Below are 21,705 nucleotides of genomic sequence, written 5' to 3' on the forward strand. Positions count from 1 at the left end.
TTTGCTGTTACGAGTTTTACTGTTACGAATTTTGCTGTTACGAGTTTCTATTAAGATATTTGCTGTTAATAGTTTGATGTTATGAATTCAATTTCTACCATTTTTGTTTTTCTGCTTTTTTCTGCTTTTTGAAAAATAACTTTTAGTCTTCGAGAATTGGAGTTTCTATTGTCAAAAAATGAATACCCTTAAAGAATAACTGTTCTTAAGCTATCATATTATTATGAAGCAGGTGGATATTATCCCTCGCGCACCCATACCAGATAGGGTATTGGCAGCCAAGGGTTTTTGAAGCTGCCAGAGCAAAGAACCGGCACATACTGGGCCTTGAAGCTGTTTGTATTCTGAAAGCTTATGGCATTCCTGTAGTAAAGACCAAGTTTGCAAAAACTGCAGAAGAAGCTATAATCGCAGCAGAAGAGATAGGTTATCCTCTTGTAATGAAGGTCGTTTCTCCACAGATATCTCATAAATACGATATTGGAGGAATCAAACTCTCCCTTCAAAATGCTGCTGAGGTAAAAGCTGCTTATCAGGACATGATGGACGGTATCAAAAAGAAACTGCCGGATGCATACCTTGAAGGCGTACAGCTTCAGCCCATGCTCTCGGGTGGCAAAGAGGTAATTCTTGGGATGGTTCATGATCCCACATTTGGGCCTATGCTGATGTTCGGGCTTGGTGGAACTTATGTAGAAATTCTCAAAGATATCCAGTTTGCGATAGCTCCTGTTGACGAAAGAGAAGCCAGAGAAATGATTGCAGGAATCAAAACCTATCCATTACTTGCTGGAGTCCGGTGGGAAAAACCTTCTGATATTGACGCGCTTGTATACACAATTCTCAGGGTTTCGAGGCTTGTTTGCGATTTTCCGGAGATAGAAGAATTCGAGATAAACCCCATGATGGTTTTTGAAAAGGGAAAAGGCGTACTTGCTGTGGATTTGAGGTTGATACTGAAGAGGGACATGTGATTTTTTTGCTTCAAGCACAATCGTTGATCCTCAACCGTTGTGCCTGTTGATCATGCCGACCAGTTCGTTGCTTGGTTTTTCGGTCAAGCCTTTTTTGAAAATGATTGTGATCACGCCGACCATTTAGTTGCTTGGTTTTTCGGTCAAGCCTTTTTTTAAAAGGGTTGTGCCACAACCGTTGAGCCTGTTGATCACGCCGATAGGGTTGGGAATAAGTTCCTCAAATTCAAACATTGCCAGGGTTTTCGGTCAAGCCTTTTTTTAAAAGTCTTGCGGTCAAGTAGTTTTTTTAAAAGTCTTGCAGTCCATTTTTCAAGTTTTTTCCAAAAATTTAGGAAAAGCTGTTTTCGTCATCAGTTGGCAGTGGTTGCAAAATTCTGAGACGTTTCAGGTCTGGTCATACTCAAATTATAACATTTGTTTCTTACATACTAGGAGTAATAAATGAGGTGGTGAGACGACCCAGGAACGGAAAAGACTCATGCTGGCTGTGGGTATCCTGCTTATTTCGAGCACTGTAGCTATTAATCTCCTACTTGAGGATTCACCAGTGGTAATCCAGCTTGAAGGAGATACGTTCAAGGTTGTGGATATCCCGTACGTGTATACTGTAAAAGAGGCGTATATTCTCCTTTTTTCCGGGTTTTTTGGAGGTCTGGCGCTGGCTCAGGTTTTGCGGTCCATGGGGGTTCAAGGCTCTGAGCTTTCGATAACCGGAAAGGAAGCACAGGTAGTTGCTCTCAATGTTATCACAGAGAAAGATCCAGAGAAGATTTTTGAGGTTTCGCATGAAAATGACCCTGTTGAGGAAACCCTGCCCAGGGATAACATCGACCCCACAGATGTCCTTTTGCGAGCCCTTGAAGGAGATGAAAGGAAAGCCATTGAACTGATTGTAGCAAAAGGAGGAAGAATTCTCCAGAATGAACTCGTAAATTCTCTCGACTTTTCCAAGGCCAAAGTTTCTCGAGTTCTCATGAACCTGGAAAGGAGAGGCATAATAACAAAGAAAAAGTACGGGCTTACAAATTGCATTTCGATAGCTGATGAGCTTAAGGATAACGTCGGGATGAGGGGTGAAATGAAATGAAGAAAAGTGCTCTTATTTCGATTTCAGTTGTTTTACTGGTCCTGATTCTGGGAGGGTCATGGTACTATGGAAATGGGGCCGATGTAAAAATAGTTGATATGCATGCTTCTCCTTTTGGGGCCGGTGACCCTGGAAAGCTGAACATAACGCTTCAAAATAACGGTTTAAAGTCCGTGGATGTGTGGCTTGAGATTGAAAATGCTTTTGTGGACGAAAATGGGACGAGCTACTCAACATCAAGGCTGATAATTTCCGATAATTCTACAAATCCATGGGATGAAGGATCAGTTTCTCTTCAGAAGCCGATAAAACTTGTTCATGGAAATAACTCGGTCAGTGTATGGCTTGGATATAAGCTTCCAGGGGAATACCCTGTAAAGGTTAGGGTTGTTCAGAATGGCAGACTTCTGGATGAAGACACTTATCTTGTAAATATCCCGCTTCCCGAACTACACTTGAAACTGGAGGATGAAATGGAGCACATAAACACTTCTGATGTTTACAGGGTTTATGGCTATCTCCTAAATTACGGGCTGAGCTCTGCAGACAAAGTGAGTACTAACTTAACAGTAACAAACGAAAGAACAGGAAAAATTGTGTTTACGTCTTCCGAGTTTTATTCCGTGGGAGGACAGGATAAAAGTGCCCTCAGAGCCTGGCCGGGTTATCCATATGCAATTGTGGAAATTGCGCACGGTAAACCCTCAGGAGATTTATATAAGCCTATCCCGAATGTGATTGTCGGGGAAAACGGGGATCGCTTCCTGCTGAATGTAACATCTCGATGGCAGGATCAGGTAACATCTGCCGAATTGCATATTCCGGCTCAGGAAGAGGCAGGTGAAGCATATGATAAAAAGATATGAGCTTTTCAGTTTCAAGAGCGCAAAACTTTTGGTTCTTATGTTTTTGCTTTTCGGAATCTGTGCTGGCTGTTTTGAGAAGGATCCGGTAGAGGCCCGGGTGAATACACTAATTCAGGGTCTCGGAGATGAGGACGAAAGAGTCAGTTCGGGTTCAGCTAATGAACTTTGGGCGATCGGGGAACCTGCAGTAGACCCTCTTATAAAAGCTTTAAAAGACGATAATCCACAGGTTCGAAGCCTTGCTGCTCAGGATCTTGGAATAATAGGTGACAAAAAGGCTACAAATTCGCTAATAACAGCTCTGAAGGACCCGGTTCCGGAAGTTCGTATGAATGCAGCTTTTTCACTTGGCGAACTTCAAGCCACTGAAGCTGTTGAGCCCCTTATTGAGCTTTTGAAGGACGAAAACGGAGAGGTCGTTCGCTATACGGTAATTGCACTTGGAATGTTGAAAGATCCCAGGGCTACTGAACCTCTTTGTGAGGTTCTGAAACGCGATGATGCTAGTATAAGCTATGATGGCAATTCGAATATACGCTCTGAGGCTGTATTTGCTCTTGGAGATACTGGAGATCCGCGGGCAGTTGATACCCTCCTGGATCTATTAGCTGATAAAGAAGTTGGGAGTTCTGCAGCTTCCAGTCTTGGTCGTATTAAAGGGGAATATGTGTTCGGAAAACTCATTAAACTGCTGGGCAGCAAAAATCCTACAACCCGGACTAACGCCGTAGCTGTATATGAGAATATTCAGGACCCTGCTGCTGTTCCTATTCTGGTTCGGATGCTGAATGACCAGGTTCCAGAAGTGCGCATAGGAGCTGCTTACGCTTTGGGTCATTTTAATGAGTCTGAGGAAATTGCCCAGACCGAGCAGCCCCTAATTCATTCTCTTGAAGATAGCAACGTCAAGGTACAGGCAGCTGCTGCTGGTTCTCTTGGACGTATTGAGAGCAAAAAAGCGATACCACTCCTTGCAGAGCTCATTCAGTCTAATAATTCTTCTCTCTGCGAGACTGCTATCTATTCCCTGGCGAGATATAAAAATCCTGAGGCTGCAGACGCTCTTATTGCCGCTCTTGGAAATGAAAACTGGCATATAAGAATGGAAATTGTTTATTCTCTTAGGGAAGTCGGGGACACCCGGGCGGTCGATCCTCTTATTCCCTTGCTTGGGGACGAAAATTTGGGAGTAAGAAAAAGTGCGGCAACATCTCTTGGATCACTTGGCGATAGGAAGGCTGTTGAGCCTATCATTAAGGCCCTTGAGACCGAAAGAGAGTCGGATGTCAGAATCTCGGAAGTTCAAGCTCTTGGGATACTGGGAGGACCAGAAGCCATCAACTGTTTGAGCCGGATCGGCACCGATAAAGACGAGTATAAATACGTAAGGAATTCTGCAGAGAAAGGATTGATGATACTTAAGGGAGGTGGAACAGTGAATGCCTCCTCTTTTTATTAATAATATATTTGGATTGTGAAAATATGGAATGAATGGAATAAGTTTTGAAGTGGAATCGTTAGGAATATGGAGGAAACAATAAAATGAAGAAACATACAGCAGTTTTACTGGTTACTCTCACTCTCTTACTTGCAGTATCAGCAGACACTGCAAATGCAGCAGACAATACAAGCAGTATAACCAATGTTTATGATGTAGCCGGCGCCGATTATAAAAGCGAGAGTTGGTCTAACGAACAATATCCGGTAATCGATTTATTTGGAGATAAATATGTTCCGCTGTTTACCACTAATGGAAGTATTGGGAATATACATGTTAACAAACTTGCCAAGTTGATTCTTGACAATAATGAGACTTACACCCTCAAAGACGGTGAAAAACTCGATCTCAGCAATGGATACGCTCTTGAAGCCAAACAGATTAATATTAACAATGAGGAACTATGGTTTGAGTTCAGTAAGGATGGAAAATATATTACTGACCAAATAGTCTCAGCCAGTAATGAAGGCAATAGGACATGGACTGTTACCCTTGACAATGTTCAGGGTGAAAATAACATCGTTGTCATGAAAGTTCATATTAAGAATATATTTGTGGGTGCGGAAACCAGAGTCGTTTGGATCGACGGCATCTGGTTGACTGACTATACAAATGCCACGACTCTCAAGGTAGGAGATAAAATAGGAGAATTCACTCTTGAGAAAATCGTCAGCGGAGTAAATACTTCTAGCATGGGAAGTCTTGTTTTTGAAAATACTACGGGATCTTCATTAGTTTGTAATGTTGTCGGTACCAATTATAAATGCGACGGCTGGTCTAATGTAGCAGTAGACACTGCAAACACAGCAGACACTGCAAGTACAGAAGACATAGCAAATACAGCAGATATTGCAAGTACAGAAGACATAGCAAATACAGCAGACAATGTAAGCAATATAACCGATGTTTGTAATGTTGTTAGTACCAGTTATAAATGGGTATCTAATGAACAGTATCCAGTAATCGACTTATTTGGCGATAAATATGTTCCGCTGTTTACCACTAATGGAAGTATCTGGGATGCACATGTTAACAAGCTTTCCAAGTTGATTCTTGACAGTAATGAACGTCACGTTCTCAAAGACGGTGAAAAACTCGATCTCGGTCAGGGCTACGCTCTCGAAGCCAAGCAGATAAGTATACCCAATAAGCAAGCATGGCTCGAGTTCACAAAGGACGGAAAATATATTGATGATCGAATAGTTACAATCGATAATGACAAGAATACAACATGGAATGTTACTCTTGACAATAATATTCCGGGCGAAAATGATGTTATTGTCATGAGAGTTCATATTGGCAACGTAGGCGGATTTGTAGAAAATAATATCCTTCAATATAGTGATGTCGTGATTGACGGAATCTGGCTCACTGACTATTTAAATGTCAGAACCCTTAAAATCGGAGATAAAATAGGAGAATTTACACTTGAAGAAATAATCAGCGGAGAGAATATCTCTAACCAGGGGAGCCTTGTTTTTAAAAATGCTACAGGATCTTCTATAAGTTGTAATGTTGTTGGTACTAATTATAAATGTGACAGCTGGTCTAATCAGTACCCATCAATCAATCTATTTGGAGATAAGTATATCCCGTTGCTTGCCAGTTACGGCTCAGCATGGGAGCCTCATAATAACCCAATCTGGCAATGTCATGTTGATAAGCTTGCTAAACTCGTTCTTGATAGCGATAAGAAACATCTCCTGAAGACCGGTGAAAAACTCGATCTCGGCCAGGGCTACAGTCTCCAGATCAAGCAAATCGACGTTGATGGAGATAGGGCTTTGATTGAATTCGATAAAGATGGAAAATATGTAGATGACGATATCATTTTAACTGAGCCCAATGAGCATTATTGGACTTGTTTACGTGACGATATTCAAGGCGAAGACAATATTCCTGTCCTGAAAGTCTATGTTAGCAAAGTCTATCAGGACGGGAAAGACAGTATTGTTCAGATTGACGGGATCTGGCTAATTGATTATGCAAATGCCAGAACTCTTAAAATCGGGGATGAAATCGGGGAATCCACGCTTGAAAAAATAGTTAGCGGGACAAACTCATCTAACCTGGGAAGTCTTGCTTTCAAGAAAACTCAAGCTGCTGATTCTTCTTCACTTATCTCCAAAGAGGAAACGGGTGTATCCACTAACAAGAATACAGGCCTATCCACTCCATGGCATTTGGACTTCTTGAATTTTATCACAAGCAAATTTCAATGAAGAATAACTCAGTTCTACAAAAGCATCAAATGCCACGTTCTAATGAAAAATCCACAGACAATTTCCAGCTTTGTAGAAATCCTCTTTAAATAGACAGAAACGGATCGCCTTAAATTATCGAAAATTCAGTCCATATCTCAGTCACAGGTATATTAAGACTGCTCCATGAAAATTTCTACAGAGCCCAATTTCTTTACTTCATGTTTTTATTGGTCTAGCAATAAAATTTGGGTCTTGTCGAAAGACATTATATTGTTTTCCTAGTTTTTGATCGATAACGGTCAACGATTAGTGGAAACTATGCTAGATTTTGAAGATCCAATAAACTACTAAAAAACTGAGTATAGTTAATTCACCCTGGACGAATTAAAGTCCAGAGGACGGCTTAATGACCTGCAAGTAGCAGGAACAAGGAGGAACAGTAAAATGAAAAAATATAAAGTAATTGCACTGGTTGCTCTTACTCTATTAATTTCAATAACACTAAACACCGGAGGTGCAACAGACAATAATTGCAGTAAAGATACTATTTGTAATGTTGTCAGCACCCATTATAAATGCAGTAGTTGGTCTAACGAACAATATCCAGTAATTGATTTATTTGGGGAGAAAAATGTTCCATTGCTTGCTAACCACTGTAATATCTGGAATGCACATATTAACAAGCTTACCAGGTTGATTCTTGACAGTAACGAAACTTATACCCTCAAAGAGGGCGAAAAGCTCGACCTTGGTCAGGGATATGCTCTTGAAGTCAAGCAGATTGACATTGATGGAATGAAGGTTTGGCTTGAATTTACCAGGAATGGGAAATATATTGCTGATCAAATTGTCTCGGTTAATACTGATAGCAACAAGACATGGACTGTTGCCCTTGACAATATTCAGGGTGAAAACAATATTGTTGTCATGAAAATTTATGTCAATCAGCTATTTGCGGGGGCAGTAGACAATATCGTTCAGATTGAAGGTATCTGGCTAATTGACTATGCAAATGCCAGAACTCTTAACATTGGAGATGAAATCGGAGGATTCACACTTCAGCAAATCATCAATGGAACAAATTCGTCTAATCTGGGAAGCCTTATTTTCAAAAATGCTACGAAATCTCCTGTAAGTTGTAATGTTGTCAGTACCAGCTATAAATGCAGTAGTTGGTCTAATGAACGATACCCAGTAATTGATTTGTTTGGGGAGACGAATGTTCCCTTGCTAGCCAATAATGATTCAATCTGGCAATCACATGTTGACAAGCTTGCCAGATTAATGGTTGATAGTAATGAGACTTACACTCTCAAAAACGGCGAAAAATTTGACTTTGGAAATGGTTACGCTCTCAAAGTCAGACAGATCGATATTGATAGTGAGAAAGTCTGGCTAGAATTCACTAAAGACGGACAACACATAGCAGATCAAAATCTCTCCGTTAATACTAGTGATGAAAACAAGACATGGACTGTTACTCTTGACAACGTTCAGGGTGAAAATAATATTGTTGTCATGAAAGTCCACGTCAAACAGTTATTCGTAGGTGTGGAAAACTGCATCGTTTTTATCGACGGGATCTGGCTGATTGATTATGCAAATGCCAGAACTCTTAACATTGGAGATGAAATCGGAGGACTCACACTTCAGCAAATCATCAATGGAACAAATTCGTCTAACCTTGGAAGCCTTATTTTCAAAAATGCTACGGAATCTCCTGTAAACTGTAATGTTGTCAGTACCAGTTATGAGTGTAATAGCTGGTCTAATGAGCAATACCCCTTAATCAATTTGCTTGGAGATAAGAATGTTCCACTGTTTGTCGATTGCGATCCAATCTGGAAATGTCATGTTGACAAGCTTGCTAGGCTCGTTCTTGACAGCGGTGACAAATTCACCCTGAAGGCCGGCAGTAAACTTGGTCTCGGCCAGGACTACAGTATCAAGGCCAAGCAGGTTGACGTTGCCGGTAAGAAGGTTTGGCTTGAATTCTATAAAAATGGAAAATATGTAGATGATACTATCCTTTCAACTGGTGAGAATTGGACTTGCTACCTTGACAAAATTCAAGGTGAAGACAATGTTCCTGTCCTGAAAGTCCATGTTAGTAACGTCTATCAAAGTGGAAACAACAGTGTTGTCCAGATTGACGGGATCTGGCTGATTGACTATTCAAATGTCAGAACCCTCAAAATTGGGGATAAAATCGGAGGATTCACACTTGAAAAAATCGTTAGTGGAGTAAATAAATCTAACCTAGGAAGCCTTGTTTTCAGAAAAATCTCAAATAGCTAACTACCTGCACCACCCACCCTAAAAACAAACATTACCCACCTTAAAAAACAAACATTACCCACCCTAAAAACAAACATTACCCATCTTAAAAAACAAACATTACCCACCTTAAAAAACAAACATTACCCACCTTAAAGACGAATTAATGTATTGATTCCAGAACTAGTCCATCATTGAAAAAATTCATTGTTAATGAATAAATTTAAAATTTCAAGTCCGTGAAGGTGTTTTGGAATCGATACACTGAAAAACATCATAAAGAGTTACATCCTGAGTTCCCAAGTTTCAAGATCTCAATCGAATTTCATAAGTCTAATAGTCAGATGATTTGATTCTAAAGTTAGAGCCTGAAGTTTATTTGCTTAAAAATTAGCATAATTCGATATCATGAGAAGTTTATGCGTTTATAAAAGTGGAACTCAGGTTATAGCAGAAGAAGATATGTATATTCATTAAACTGCAGAAATTAATTGTTAATGTTAAGTCACATCACTATCGTTAGACAAACGCTGAGCGGGGAAAATGATGAAAAGTAAAGTTATATCAATGATACCGATTTCCACTTTTTCGTTTTCATCCTCATCTATTGAAATATCTAATAAAGCACGCAGGGGATGTAACATCTTAAAAGCTTTTGAAATAGCGGCACTTACGGTTTTAACACTGGTGAGTGTCGCAGGTGCATCACCATTCGCATATATTGCAAACTTAGAGAGTAACAGTGTTTCTGTAATTGACACTGCTACAGATACTGTTACAGCTACGGTGAATGTGGGAATCGAGCCCTCAGGAGCTGCAGTCAGTCCGGACGGAACAAGAGTATATGTGACAAACTGTATGAGCAACAGTGTCTCTGTAATTGACGCAGTCAAAAATCAGGTAATAGACACAGTATACGTAGGAAGCTATCCCTGGGGGGTTGCAGTCAGTCCAGATGGAACAAAGGTGTATGTTGCGAACACTGCAAGCAACACTATCTCTGTAATTGACACGGCAACAAACAATGTTACAGCCACAGTAAAAGTAGGAAACTTGCCTTACAAAATTGCAGTGTCTCCGGACGGAAAAAAGGTATATGCTGTGACCTCCGGCATTCCTCCTGACTACCAGGGTAATGTTTCTGTAATTGACACAGCAACAAACAATGTTACAGCGACAGTAAATGTGGAAAAAAATCCACATGGAATTGCAGTCAGTCCGGATGGAACAAAGGTGTATGTTGTTAACTCCAATAGTTATCCTTACTACAAAGGTACTGTTTCTGTAATTGACACGGCAACAAATAATGTTAAAGCCACAGTAAATGTGGGAAACTTGCCACATGAAATTGCAGTCAGTCCTAATGGAACGAGAGCATACGTAGCGATAGATATACCTGGTGGATATTCAGGTAAAGGTAATATTGATGCAACTTCACATACAGGTGCTGTTGATGTTATTGACACAACCAAAAACGAGGTTATAGCCAGAGTAAGTGTAGGAAATTACCCTTACGAAGTTGCAGTCACCCCAGATGGAAATGAGGTTTATGTAGTGAACTATGGGAGCAACACTACTTCTATAATTGACACAGCCACAAACAAAGTTAATACTACGGTGCCCGTAGGAAGATCCCCTACTGCTGTGGGGATTGGTCCGGTAATAAAATCCAGTTCTACTATTGGATTAAATGGTACTTCTTTCTTAAACCCTGTATATCAAACCGAAAACCAGACAAATGATACCAGGATGACAGCAAATGGAGGAACAGCGGATAAGCAGAAAAGAGAATCTGTCCCTACTCAAGCATCAATTCCTTTTCTAAACTCTATTTGGGTACTTGTAGCAGTATTAGGGGCAGTTGCATTTGTTAAAAAGAAGAATTAATGACGCGATTATGTTGATACATCTTGATTTAACCCAGCAATTCTAAGCAAGGAGGATTTGACTTTTCTCTCTTGCTTTTCAATCATTCTTAAATTAAACTTAAAAAATATTTTTATACTTATAAAATCGGGTCATTTGCTATATCGTGCTTCCAACTTTCGGAAATTGAACCAAAACTTTTTAGAAAATTTTTCTAGCTGAAAGCCTGCTTAGAGGAATCTTTCGACATGATTCGAGTATAAATGGAAGTGATTGATACATTTGAAAATTTATTCCATTAATTTTCAGAAGAAATGCATAATCAGACAACATCAAGTAATTTTTGTAACAAAGTTATTTATAAATAAACAAGCTTGGATGGGATTCTAAATGTTAAAAAGTATATTAATTACGATGTTATTATTACTTTCTACAGGTATAGCATTCACAAGCCCGGTATCAGAAGATCAAAATTCTAATGTTACACAGCTTAACAATACACAGTTTAACAATACACAGCTTAACAATACACAGCTTAACAATACACAGCTTAACAATACACAGCTTAAAGTTATGCAGTTTGAAGAAATTCTTCCTAAAGAAGAAGGATTCTCAGTAAGTTATGCATCATGGAGCCCTGATGGACAATACCTGCTGATAACCTCTTCCAAATCGATTTCTCTTTCACATAGTATTCACAGGCACTATCTCTTAGACACGAAATCCCGTACATTGGGTGAAATCGATTATGGAGTAAAAGAGTTTAACAGTTATTCCATACCCGGGGCAGAGTGGTCTCCATCTGGGGACAAGATCTATTTTGGAGTTTCAAAGGTTGAACGAACAAACACTGGCTATTGTTTTGTTATTTGCAATCCCGATGGTACGAATTTAAAATGTATAGGCACCAACTACACGGACCTTTCAAGCATATTAGAAAACATTGGGAATATTGGTTTTCAGAGAAAGCTTAAATGGAGTCCTGATTCCAGTAAAATCACGTTTGAATGGGAAAACCCAGAAAACCATTCTACTAAAGTGTATACTGCAAGCAGAAATGGTACAAATGCCCGTGAACTTTCTTCAGCTACATATCCACAGCCTGTCTGGTATGATTCTGACAAAATCTTCATTACTACAGATGAAGGATCTGTAGATCTTATCAACGAGAGTGGGGATTTAATTCAGACTTTCCAGCCGGAAGATAATGATGAAAAATACTGTGCTTTTTCACTCAGTCCTGACAGGAAAAAAATACTCCTGGTTTCTGGACTGCCAGGAAGCTTCGATTTGCAGACCTATATATCTAACACTGACGGTTCGGAATTGAAAGGAAAAATTTCCTATTACGATGGTACCGAACAACGTATCTTGACAAAAGAATACTGGCAGCCAAACGGTTCATGTCTTCTGGTAAATCAAAATGGTAATCTCTATCTCGTAGAGGGAAACGAAAATAAAAAGTCTCTTTTGTATAAGGGTAATGCCAGCGAACCTCAATGGGTTCCTGATGGAAAGAAAATATTATTCGTTGAAGGTAAAAATAAACTATATTCAATCAATGTCGATGGAACTAACCTGACCTTCATAACCAGTTTCGGACTTACATCCTCTTATTTCTGGGATTTATTCTGTGACCCTCTCGACGAAGCTAAAAAATTTTCGATAAGCCCGTCTGGAGATCTTATAGTGTTCACATCTGCCCTTTACCCTGATACCGGAAAGATAATTGAAAATGAGCCGGGCCCTTCAAAATGTAAGAACATTGCAGCTCCTTTATTTGTTGTCAACTCTGATGGTTCTAACCTTACTCAGATAACGCCTACAATAAAAGGTAGACATGACATCTTAAGAGAGTGGAGTCCCAATGGAGAACGGCTTACTATAAGGTCTATTATATTTTCTTCAGAGAGTGACTGGGAGTATAAAGAAAGTTCTCTTGTAGAATTTAATGCGACGAACTCTTCTTCTATCTGGAAAAATATGCCTGTGAAGGAAATTATAGAGAGTGAAGAGTCCGGCACTGTTGATAATGTCCAGAGCAATAAATCCAGCTCTATAAATACCTCACAGGTTACTGAGAATGAGGAAAAAAGCAAGTAATCTACTTGCTTTTTCTTCTTACATTTTTTGCCTGTACTTGGATGAACTGACAAGAGGTGTCGGTTCCTGGAGTATAGATAAATAGGGATCTTATAACAGATTTGAACCTGTGCAAAAAAATAACTTTTTCCGGTATCACCTATGAGGATTCTCAGGAGATTACTCAGCTTAAATTACTCAGCTTAATCTTCAACAAGTTCGATGGCATCTTCAGGGCAGGCTTCCACACACTGGTTGCACTCGATGCAATTTTCCGGGCGGGCTACAACTGCCTTTTTCACTCTCTCAATTTCCTCTATATCAAAAACGTCTGCGGGGCAAACTTCGTAGCAGGCAAGAGCTCCGGTACACTTTTTATAGTCGATTACTGGGTGCATTTTTTCCCTCCACCGTATTCTTTCCATATTAAAAGTTCAATTTGCAGCGCGAATACTAATATCAATAACGATTTTGTTATTTCGCCCTTTTACTGAATTTCAAGTTTACAATTTCTTTACTGTATTTCAATGTCTACGGTCTCTTTTATTGAATTTCAATGTCTACGGTCTCTTTTATTGAATTTCAAGTTTACAATTTCTTTACTGAATTTCAATGTCTACAGTCTCTGAAGTTTCCCTGTAAGGCACTACGACAAATAGTTTTCCATCGCAATATCTAGCAACTGCTTTTTGAGGAACAACCCCGCAGCAGAATGCATAAGTCCCGGCATATTCGACCCCGGTCTCTTCTCTTTTCGCTCTTACGAAAAAGCCTTCTTCAACCATCTTTAATTCGATATTCTCTTTCTTTACTCCAGGCAGATTGATCTGGATTTCAAGGTTTCCCTTGTCATCAGAACACGAAACTACATCAGGAGACATTTTCACCATAGCCATACTACCCCTCCCAAATTTTTTTTCTCCGGCAAACTACATAAAAAAACTAACTTTGTTCATATCTCGGGGAGTTTAGTGTAAGGCGTTAAGGCATCTGTATTCAGAATCTCATTCTGGAATATAGATGCTTTGACATCAGATATTTGAATATTAGATGTTACGGCACAAAATTTGAATCTTAAATGCTATGATACTGGATATCAGAATCTTAAATTTACGATATTAGATGCCGATTTTTTATTCAAATCCTTGTTTCTAACCGCCGCACAAACCCCATTACTAGAGTAAAAATCTCGATATTTATAATTTGTGAATCGATATATCGATTCACAGATCGTTTCAGACTGTGTTTTTCAGAGTGTTATTCTAATTTTTGAAGGATAAAAAAGACGTAGAAAAGCTTTATTGCAGGATTTTTGAAGTAAATATCTCTTAATTGACAATTTTCGAGCTAGTATGTTTTTTCTACTCTTTTTGCAAGGTTTTGGACGTTAACCGGAATGTTCAGCTCCATAGCTCACGGTTTTTGTCAATGAAAGCACGCTGGACCTCTTTTTTTGAGGAGGTATAAATCAGGGCTGCGGGATGGTAAAGTTTCAGGATTGTTCTTCCTTCGTGTTCCACAGGGACTCCCCATTCGAGTTTTTTTCCGGGGCAAAAGGACTTCTCAGCTGTATTGCCAAGAAGAATTATGATTTTCGGGTTAAGTAGGATTATCTGAGAAAGCAGGAAGGGCTTACAGCACTCTATCTCGTTTGTACTGGGTCTTCGGTTTTCGGGTGGATGGCATTTGACAGTATTTGTTACCATCCAGTCTTCTTCGGAAAGCCCCATGTACTCGATCATTTTATCCAGTTTTTTTCCTGCCCTGCCATAGAAAGGAATCCCGGTTTCATTTTCGCTTTTTCCGGGGGCTTCTCCTATGAAGAAAACTTTCGGATTACATGACCCTTTTCCTATGACTCTTTTGATTGCACTTTTATGGAGGGGGCATCGGGTGCATTTAATTATCTCCTTTGCAACAGTTTCGTATCCGGCTTCCACCATCATTCTTATTCTTTCTTCAAAATCTCTACGGTTATCCTTTTCATATGTCGTCGCCTTCTACCTCCTTTAATATTTTTTTCTGTAATCCAATATATTATTAAATTGTGGCCAGTTTTTAATTCTGGCTTTTATATAAAATTTGTAATCCATTTCATGAGACCTGCACACAAACAAACTTATTTATGGAAAAAATTCCATGACAAACATAACCATTATTCAATAATAAAAAAATTCTCTAAAATTTGCTGTTAAATTTTATTTTCTAATATATATAAAAATCTCATTCACAAAGGTGCGCTGAGGTATGACTTCTAGAGACTTTCTTACAATCGATGATTTTGACACACGCGGAAAGACAATTCTTGTAAGGGTTGACCTAAACTCCCCTATGGATCCACAGGGTAATATTCTGGATGATATGCGGATCCGAAGCCATATTGCCACCTTGAAGGATCTTGAGGATGCAAAAGTTGTTTTGCTTGCACACCAGAGCAGGCCCGGAAAAAAAGACTTTACTACAATGAAGCCTCATGCTAATTTGATGTCCAAATATCTGGGAAAGCAGGTTCTTTATGTAGATGATATCTTCGGAACTTACGCAAAGACCAGAATTGCTTCTATGGAAAACGGAGATGTCATCCTGCTTGAAAATGTAAGGTTCTATTCCGAAGAAAGCATCGAAAGAACTCCAGCAGAACAGGCAAAAACCTATCCGGTTAAAAAACTGGCACCTTTTGTGGATATCTTTCTTAATGACGCTTTTGCTGTATCTCACAGGTCTCAACTTTCCGTAGTCGGATTTACAGAAGTTCTTCCGACCGGAGCCGGAAGGGTCATGGAAAAGGAGCTCACATCTCTGGATCGAGGGATCAAAGGAGGGGAGCGACCAACTATTTTTGTGCTCGGAGGGGCAAAAGTTGATGATTCACTTCATGTGGCTGAAAATGTGCTTTCAAATGGAGGAGCTGACCGGGTACTCCTGACCGGAGTAGTAGCAAATGTGGCACTTGCGGCATCCGGTATAGATATTGGGAAAGTGAATATGGACTTCATCAAATCCCAGGGTTACGAAGACCAGATCGAAAAAGCAAAAGGTATACTTGCGAAATTCAAAGATAAAGTTGGCCTTCCCAGGGACGTGGCTTTAAACGATAATAAGAAGCGGGTCGAATTGCCTGTATCGGAACTTAATTCTAATTCTCTTCCTATAAACGATATCGGGCTTGAGACCATTGTGGACTTTACCAGTGAAATCGCAAGTGCAAAAACTGTTATCTTAAACGGCCCTGCAGGGATTTCCGAAGTTACTGAGTTTGCTCTTGGAACGCACGAGATTATAAAAGCTGCTACTAAGTCCGAGTTTTCAATTATTGGCGGTGGACATATTTCGGCAGAAGTCGAGCATCTCGGGCTTGCACACCGTTTCTCTCACATCAGTACAGGTGGCGGGGCATTAATTGATTATCTCTCAGGAGTAAAGCTGCCTGGTGTAGAGGCTCTGAAGGCTGCAGCTAAGAGATATGAGGAAGCTAAGAAAATCTAATCCTTCTGTTTCCTGCAAGTTCTGACATCTGTGAAAATAAGCTTTCTATTGGGAGTTCCTTTCTTGGAATTCCTTTCTTGGAATTCCTTTCTTTGAGTTTTCTTCTTTGAGTTCTCTTCTTTGAGTTCTCTTCTTTGAGTTCTCTTCTTTGAGTTCCCTTCTAGAAATTTCCTTCTAGAAATTTCCTTCTGCCAGACTTTCTGGCTTTTCTTTTTTAAAACAGTTCTTTTCATCTTCCGGCTTCTTTAAAGTGAAGTTCCGAAAATATACTTTTACCATCTTCGATGAACATAATGTTATACTAGCTTCCACGTAAGTATTATCATACTAATAACTTAGGTAAATGTATAGCTGGTATTTGCAGCTAGTACTGGTAATGCTGGTAATATTTGCAGGTAGTATTGGTAATGGTGGAATATTTATTAAGAGAGTTACAGGCAAAAATTCAATTAAAATTGAGGTGTTGGTTCAAATATGCTTACAGACGTTGAGGGTAGGGCTGCAGTCAAACTTGCAAGGAAATCAATCGAATTGTTCCTCTCGGAAGAAAGGCTTCCGGAATCTCAGGAACTGGATTTTGAGTTTTCGCCGGTTTTCGGAGAGAAAAGGGGGGTTTTTGTCACACTTACTGAAAGCGGACTTCTGAGGGGCTGTATAGGACATCCGTTCCCTGATTCGAAACTTGAGGACGCAATTATGGATTCTGCAATTTCTGCGGCAACTCGGGACCCACGTTTTCCTCCGGTGAGAGAAGATGAGCTTGATAAGATAGTTGTTGAGGTAACAATTCTTACCCAGCCTGAAAAGATTAATGCTCCTGCAGAAGAGCTTCCTGAGCACATAGAAATCGGAAAGCATGGACTTATTGTAAAGCAGGGCTACTGTCAGGGACTTTTGCTTCCTCAGGTCGCCCCTGAGTATAATATGGATTCTATCGAGTTTCTGAGCCATACCTGCCTGAAAGCCGGCCTTTTGCCTGACGCTTGGCTCAAAGGAGCCGAAGTCTCCTGTTTTGAAGGGCAGATTTTCAAGGAAAAAGAACCATGTGGCGAGGTCATTGGGGAATAATCCTTCAGGTGAATGAGGACTCTTGCGGCTTTCTTGATTTCTTAAAACGTTTTAGAATAATTCTTACACAGGTTTTCAGAGCTTTATGAGTCCGAAAATAATATGTTCCGAAACTAAAACATGAATAGTGCAATTAAATTTTTTGGGAAAGAATATACAGGAAGCAAATAATTAGAAAATTAGTAAATAGGAAGTAAATAACCAGAAAATTAGTAAATAGGAAGTAAATACTCAGAAAATTAATAAATAGGAAGTAAATACTCAGAAAATTAATAAATAGGAAGTAAATAATCAAACAATTAGTAAATAGGGAGCAAATAATCAGACAATTAATAAATAGGGGGTAAATATAGGGGGTAAATATAGGAGGTAAATATAGGAGGTAAATATAGGAGGTAAATATAGGGGGTAAATATAGGAGGTAAATAAACAATATATCGAATTTCCGTTTTATTGCGGGCAGCCTGCAGGCTTTCAGAGTCTTATTCCTGAGTCTGTCCGCATGTGATTTATAGAGATTGAGAGTTTTAGGCTGAAATCAAGTTGAAATTCAACTTATTCGGATTGTGGTAGATTGTGGTATCGGTATTGTGATACGTTGTTTGAGTATTTTTATCCTGAGTGCTGGTTTATTCAATCTCGATTTTCTTTCCAGTTACAGGTTTTGTTTTCGGTAGAGTGACAGTTAAGACGCCGTTTTTGAGCTGCGCAGTTGCTCCTTCTTCATTTACGCCGTCGGGAAGAGGAATCTCGCGGTAATAGCGCATGAAAGACCGTTCTTTTCTGAGGTAACCTTCTTTTTCAGCTTCTTCTTCATTTCCTTTCCCTGCACTGATTACCAGAACATTATCCTTTAGATTGAGTTCAACATCTTCCCTGTCAACCCCGGGAAGGTCGGTTGTCACAACTACCTTATCGTCTTCTTCCATTACATCAGTTAGTGGAGAGAAGGCTTCGTTTCCGAACCGGCTTTCCAGTGCAGGAAAAGTCCTGAACATATGTTCCATATAGTTCTGCATTCTTCTGATCTCATCAAATGGGTCCCAGCTATACATGTCACGGTCTGTTCTTTTCATTGGAAATTTCATTGCAGATTCCTCGTTACTCAATTCCAGGCTTCCTTGATCGCAAGCTTTCCCAATTTCAGACTTTCCCGATTTCAGGATTGCTTTTCTTTCAGTTTTCCTGGGTTTTATTTTTCTTCACAGTTTTTGATCTGTAAATTAGTCCAACACAGTTATTATCCATCTCTCCGGAGAACAGCCTGGATGGCGGGAAAGAAATAACGGCGGAGGTCCGTTTTTATCTCACCCGTTTTTTACAGGCACGATGATGAGAGTTCAAGACTCTCACATTTCTTTAGGAGGTAGGAACAAGTCTGTTTTTTGAAGGTGTTACATGTTCGCCTTCGGTCTGTTCGCAGATATCTATTATGTAACTGAGGGGTAGGCGCTTACAGTCCTTGTTTAATTGTTCTGTAAGGGTAGTATTGTTCTCAAGTTACTACCCTATAGATAGTAATCTTAGTATTTATAATTTTCGCATATTCCGGTTTTAATAGTTATAAAATCAGGAATATTTCAGGAAAAATTGCAAAATTTTCGGGCAAAAATGATTCTAAAGCAAAACAAAAAATATTCTAAAGCAAAAGTGACTGGAAAATTTCTTAGTTCAATGTATATTGAAATCTAACTAGGTGACAATTTTCACCAGAAAATCTCTATTTTAGCCGTCTTTAATGTGTCTTGTCACGCTCGACGAAGGAGAGCGGTCATTCCGTGAAATTACAAAAAGAATATCATTATAATAATAGTCACAGAAATAGGCACAAAAGAAAAAATGAGATTAAAATCCTTTATTCAAGGAATTCATTGATTCCAGCCGCACGTGACACTAAATTTTTGATTAGCTGCATATCCTCAACTATGAGAATTCTATTAAGATTATTTTGATTTAACTTTGGCTGAACTGAACCGGTTAGGTACTTTGATACATAACTGTGTTAATGAAATAATACAAGAATTTCAAATCGTTTTTTTCGTTATTAGATATTATGTGAGCATGGTTATTTACCCAAAATTTTCCTTTTGCAATAGTTGCTATTTTTTCCTTGTGAGATTTTAGATTTTCATCGTCTTCCGCTACAAGCAAGTAAGTTCCATCAAAAATATAATCATTTATGTGATCTATGATTCCTTGAGCACCGTAATAAGGATAAATTCCCTTCATTTTTTCTCTTTCTTTTGCTGATAAAGGCACTCTTTTATTGTCAAGATTGACTGAAATTTCTCCTAACTCTCTTTGACTTTCCACTCTTCAGGAATCATCCCAATCTCGGTTTCTTTGAATTTTGTTTCAGAGGCCAATTGCTCTTCTCCATATTATTTTTGTTGAGCTGATCCTAAGATAGTGTTACCGGGAATGAATTGACTGTGATACCTTTTAATTTGAAAATAAATCGGTTTTGGATGAGCTCTATTATTAAATAAGTTTAATTTTTAAAAATTTTTGTTAATTCAAAAACAAAAAATAAAGTCCAATTATAATTATGAATACAATAGCAAATACAAGGTAAGTATTTTCCCACATTTTTTTATACAGAGGCAACGATGCATAGTAATTATTGAAAGTTTCGAGTTCCTCATTTGACTCAAAATATTTTTTAGCGCCAAAAAAACTTTTAGTTATCGAGCAATTGGTGCAAATCCTTGCTTTTTTAAGTCTTGTTACTTTAAGGTGTTTTTTACAAATGATAGACCCACAATATGTGCAATACCATCTATTTTTCTCAATTTTATGATTGCAGATTTGACAAACTTTTGTATCGTTTCTTAATGTAATAAAGTCTCCAGCCGATTCTAAAAATGATACAATATAGTTTTTTTGTTTAGCTTTGATGTTTAAAGTCCATTCAGGATAATACAATGATCTACAGTCATGGATAGTAATATCTTTGGGTCTTGGAGTACATTTTTTGTTGTAAGTAACATTATTTTTTCCTTTATAAGTAACGTTTTTTGTGCGTGAATTAATGATTTCTGAAATTGCTTGATTTTTCAACTCATTTTCATTTTTTTGAAAATCTAATTTATCTTGTAAACAACTGCCATTTGTAATTTCTTTTTCATTGTTTATATCATTTAAAAGAAAATTCTCAAGTTCGTTTTTCAATTCATTGCCGGTTCTACCATCAATTATTAACTGTTCGTTTCCTGATTCTTCATGTATAACTCCTACAGAGGTGGCACATTGAGAATCTATATTATAATTGATGTAATAAATTGGATGAAATGTGGTTTTTAAACCTTCAACTGAAACTTGATCTTTGTTTATATTATTAACATTGTTAAAGTTAGACTCTAAAGTGTTTGTTTTAATAAATGATTCTGAAGAATAAGATACGCTTTTATTACTGATTGCTTCTATAACACCATTTTTTAAATTTACACCTAAATCACATGCAATTTCTTTTAATTTCTTACCATCAATTAGTTCTAATACCAAATTGTTTGATTGTTTGTTTACTTTTTCTACATAATCAACAGCAGTATCAGTAAAAGTACTGGAAGATACAATATACCCTTTTTTCTTGCCAGAGTATTCTAAGGTAGATACAGCAGAATGTAATTTTTGAACTACAGGTCTTCCTATCCCAGTTTTATGATGCTTACACTCCACTACAGCTTTAATAATTTCTCCAGAAGGAGAAACTTCATCCATTATGATATCTTTTCCACCGTCGTTTGTACGTGGTGTGACTACTACGTTTTTAAATCCCTTCTTCCTAAAGATATCTGCTACAAGTTCTTCAAATTCAAAACCATTTATATTCTTAAGTATAAGTTCTTGATTCATTCTCTCATCTTAGACTATATTTAGTAAGGCTCTCTGTCAATAGGGGTACACAAGTTCAATATAAATTATAAATAAATATCTTATGTTACAAATTTAATCAACTTGTAAAGACCTTTTGCATTTCGTATCTAGCAGGCTGGCGTTTAGTTCTGCTGTTTCTTCTTTTATGATATTATCGGAAAGGCCGCTCTCCTTCGTCGAGCGTGACAAGAACGACCCAATAAGGTAATACGGTTGTACGGGTCAGAATTTCATTTCTCAAGAATTTCCCAGTGGCCGCCTTTAGTAGGGCCTACCCTTTTGAGAATTTTCTCATCCTTCAAGTTTTTAATTTGCCATTCGACGCCTTTGTCAGTAATATCCAATTTTTCGGTCAGTTCTTTTGTAGTTATAGAAGGATTTTCTTTAATCAGGAAAATGATTTTCTCCCTAGTTTTCT

General features: G+C 38.5%; 17 protein-coding genes. 10 read left to right on the plus strand and 7 right to left on the minus strand.

All coding sequences use genetic code 11. From position 1 onward, the window contains the following. The first annotated feature begins 344 nt into the window (after window positions 1–344). From A9239_RS05560 to A9239_RS05595, 8 genes are all read left to right on the plus strand, one after another. Window positions 345–974: an acetate--CoA ligase family protein gene (locus tag A9239_RS05560; RefSeq protein WP_230669176.1), complete on the plus strand. Its 630-nt coding sequence runs from the start codon at window positions 345–347 to the stop codon at window positions 972–974. Window positions 975–1,455: 481 nt separating this feature from the next. Further along, the gene (locus A9239_RS05565; RefSeq protein ID WP_048121074.1) at window positions 1,456–2,064 is read left to right on the plus strand and encodes a MarR family transcriptional regulator; all 609 of its coding nucleotides are present in this window, start codon (window positions 1,456–1,458) and stop codon (window positions 2,062–2,064) included. Next, complete coding sequence (locus tag A9239_RS05570; protein ID WP_048121072.1) at window positions 2,061–2,930, plus strand: hypothetical protein; 870 nt, start codon at window positions 2,061–2,063, stop codon at window positions 2,928–2,930. The genes A9239_RS05565 and A9239_RS05570 overlap by 4 nt, the downstream gene beginning before the upstream one ends. Beyond that, on the plus strand, window positions 2,914–4,389 hold the full coding sequence (locus A9239_RS05575; protein WP_048155975.1) for a HEAT repeat domain-containing protein: 1,476 nt from the start codon (window positions 2,914–2,916) through the stop codon (window positions 4,387–4,389). The genes A9239_RS05570 and A9239_RS05575 overlap by 17 nt, the downstream gene beginning before the upstream one ends. An 83-nt stretch (window positions 4,390–4,472) precedes the next feature. Next, on the plus strand, window positions 4,473–6,650 hold the full coding sequence (locus tag A9239_RS05580; protein WP_230628893.1) for an S-layer protein domain-containing protein: 2,178 nt from the start codon (window positions 4,473–4,475) through the stop codon (window positions 6,648–6,650). 426 nt (window positions 6,651–7,076) lie between these two features. Continuing rightward, the gene (locus tag A9239_RS05585) at window positions 7,077–8,930 is read left to right on the plus strand and encodes an S-layer protein domain-containing protein (protein ID WP_052712898.1); all 1,854 of its coding nucleotides are present in this window, start codon (window positions 7,077–7,079) and stop codon (window positions 8,928–8,930) included. Between the two features lie 522 nt (window positions 8,931–9,452). Further along, window positions 9,453–10,796 carry a beta-propeller fold lactonase family protein gene (locus A9239_RS05590; protein ID WP_080941569.1) on the plus strand — a complete coding sequence of 448 codons (1,344 nt, stop codon included), beginning with the start codon at window positions 9,453–9,455 and terminating at the stop codon, window positions 10,794–10,796. 369 nt (window positions 10,797–11,165) lie between these two features. Then, window positions 11,166–12,878, plus strand: coding sequence for a PD40 domain-containing protein (locus tag A9239_RS05595; RefSeq protein WP_048121069.1), 1,713 nt, complete (start codon window positions 11,166–11,168; stop codon window positions 12,876–12,878). 182 nt (window positions 12,879–13,060) lie between these two features. Here A9239_RS05595 and A9239_RS05600 read toward each other — a convergent pair whose 3' ends face one another. The 3 genes from A9239_RS05600 to A9239_RS05610 all read right to left on the minus strand — a co-directional run bounded on the left by A9239_RS05600 (window position 13,061) and on the right by A9239_RS05610 (window position 14,803). Then, on the minus strand, window positions 13,061–13,255 hold the full coding sequence (locus A9239_RS05600) for a ferredoxin family protein (RefSeq protein ID WP_048121064.1): 195 nt from the start codon (window positions 13,253–13,255) through the stop codon (window positions 13,061–13,063). A gap of 201 nt (window positions 13,256–13,456) precedes the next feature. Continuing rightward, window positions 13,457–13,753, minus strand: coding sequence for an Hsp20/alpha crystallin family protein (locus A9239_RS05605; RefSeq protein WP_048121060.1), 297 nt, complete (start codon window positions 13,751–13,753; stop codon window positions 13,457–13,459). A 504-nt stretch (window positions 13,754–14,257) separates the two neighbouring features. Beyond that, entirely contained in the window at window positions 14,258–14,803 is a 546-nt protein-coding gene (locus A9239_RS05610; RefSeq protein ID WP_048121058.1) for a uracil-DNA glycosylase, read from the minus strand. 301 nt (window positions 14,804–15,104) lie between these two features. Between A9239_RS05610 and A9239_RS05615 the strand changes: the two genes are divergently transcribed. Together A9239_RS05615 and A9239_RS05625 are read left to right on the plus strand one after the other, a co-directional pair. Beyond that, window positions 15,105–16,343, plus strand: coding sequence for a phosphoglycerate kinase (locus A9239_RS05615; RefSeq protein WP_048121056.1), 1,239 nt, complete (start codon window positions 15,105–15,107; stop codon window positions 16,341–16,343). Window positions 16,344–16,817: 474 nt separating this feature from the next. Beyond that, on the plus strand, window positions 16,818–17,411 hold the full coding sequence (locus tag A9239_RS05625; protein WP_048121053.1) for a TIGR00296 family protein: 594 nt from the start codon (window positions 16,818–16,820) through the stop codon (window positions 17,409–17,411). A gap of 629 nt (window positions 17,412–18,040) precedes the next feature. Here the strand turns inward: A9239_RS05625 and A9239_RS05630 are convergent. From A9239_RS05630 to A9239_RS05645, 4 genes are all read right to left on the minus strand, one after another. Continuing rightward, entirely contained in the window at window positions 18,041–18,499 is a 459-nt protein-coding gene (locus tag A9239_RS05630; protein WP_048123421.1) for an Hsp20/alpha crystallin family protein, read from the minus strand. 889 nt (window positions 18,500–19,388) lie between these two features. Next, window positions 19,389–19,724: a restriction endonuclease subunit S gene (locus A9239_RS05635; protein WP_052712896.1), complete on the minus strand. Its 336-nt coding sequence runs from the start codon at window positions 19,722–19,724 to the stop codon at window positions 19,389–19,391. A 198-nt stretch (window positions 19,725–19,922) separates the two neighbouring features. After that, window positions 19,923–21,266: a restriction endonuclease gene (locus A9239_RS05640; RefSeq protein WP_048155970.1), complete on the minus strand. Its 1,344-nt coding sequence runs from the start codon at window positions 21,264–21,266 to the stop codon at window positions 19,923–19,925. A 251-nt stretch (window positions 21,267–21,517) separates the two neighbouring features. Beyond that, window positions 21,518–21,705: winged helix-turn-helix transcriptional regulator (locus A9239_RS05645; RefSeq protein ID WP_141706380.1), on the minus strand; the 188-nt coding region annotated here is incomplete at its 5' end.

The organism is Methanosarcina sp. A14 (assembly GCF_001729375.1).
GTDB lineage: Archaea > Halobacteriota > Methanosarcinia > Methanosarcinales > Methanosarcinaceae > Methanosarcina > Methanosarcina barkeri.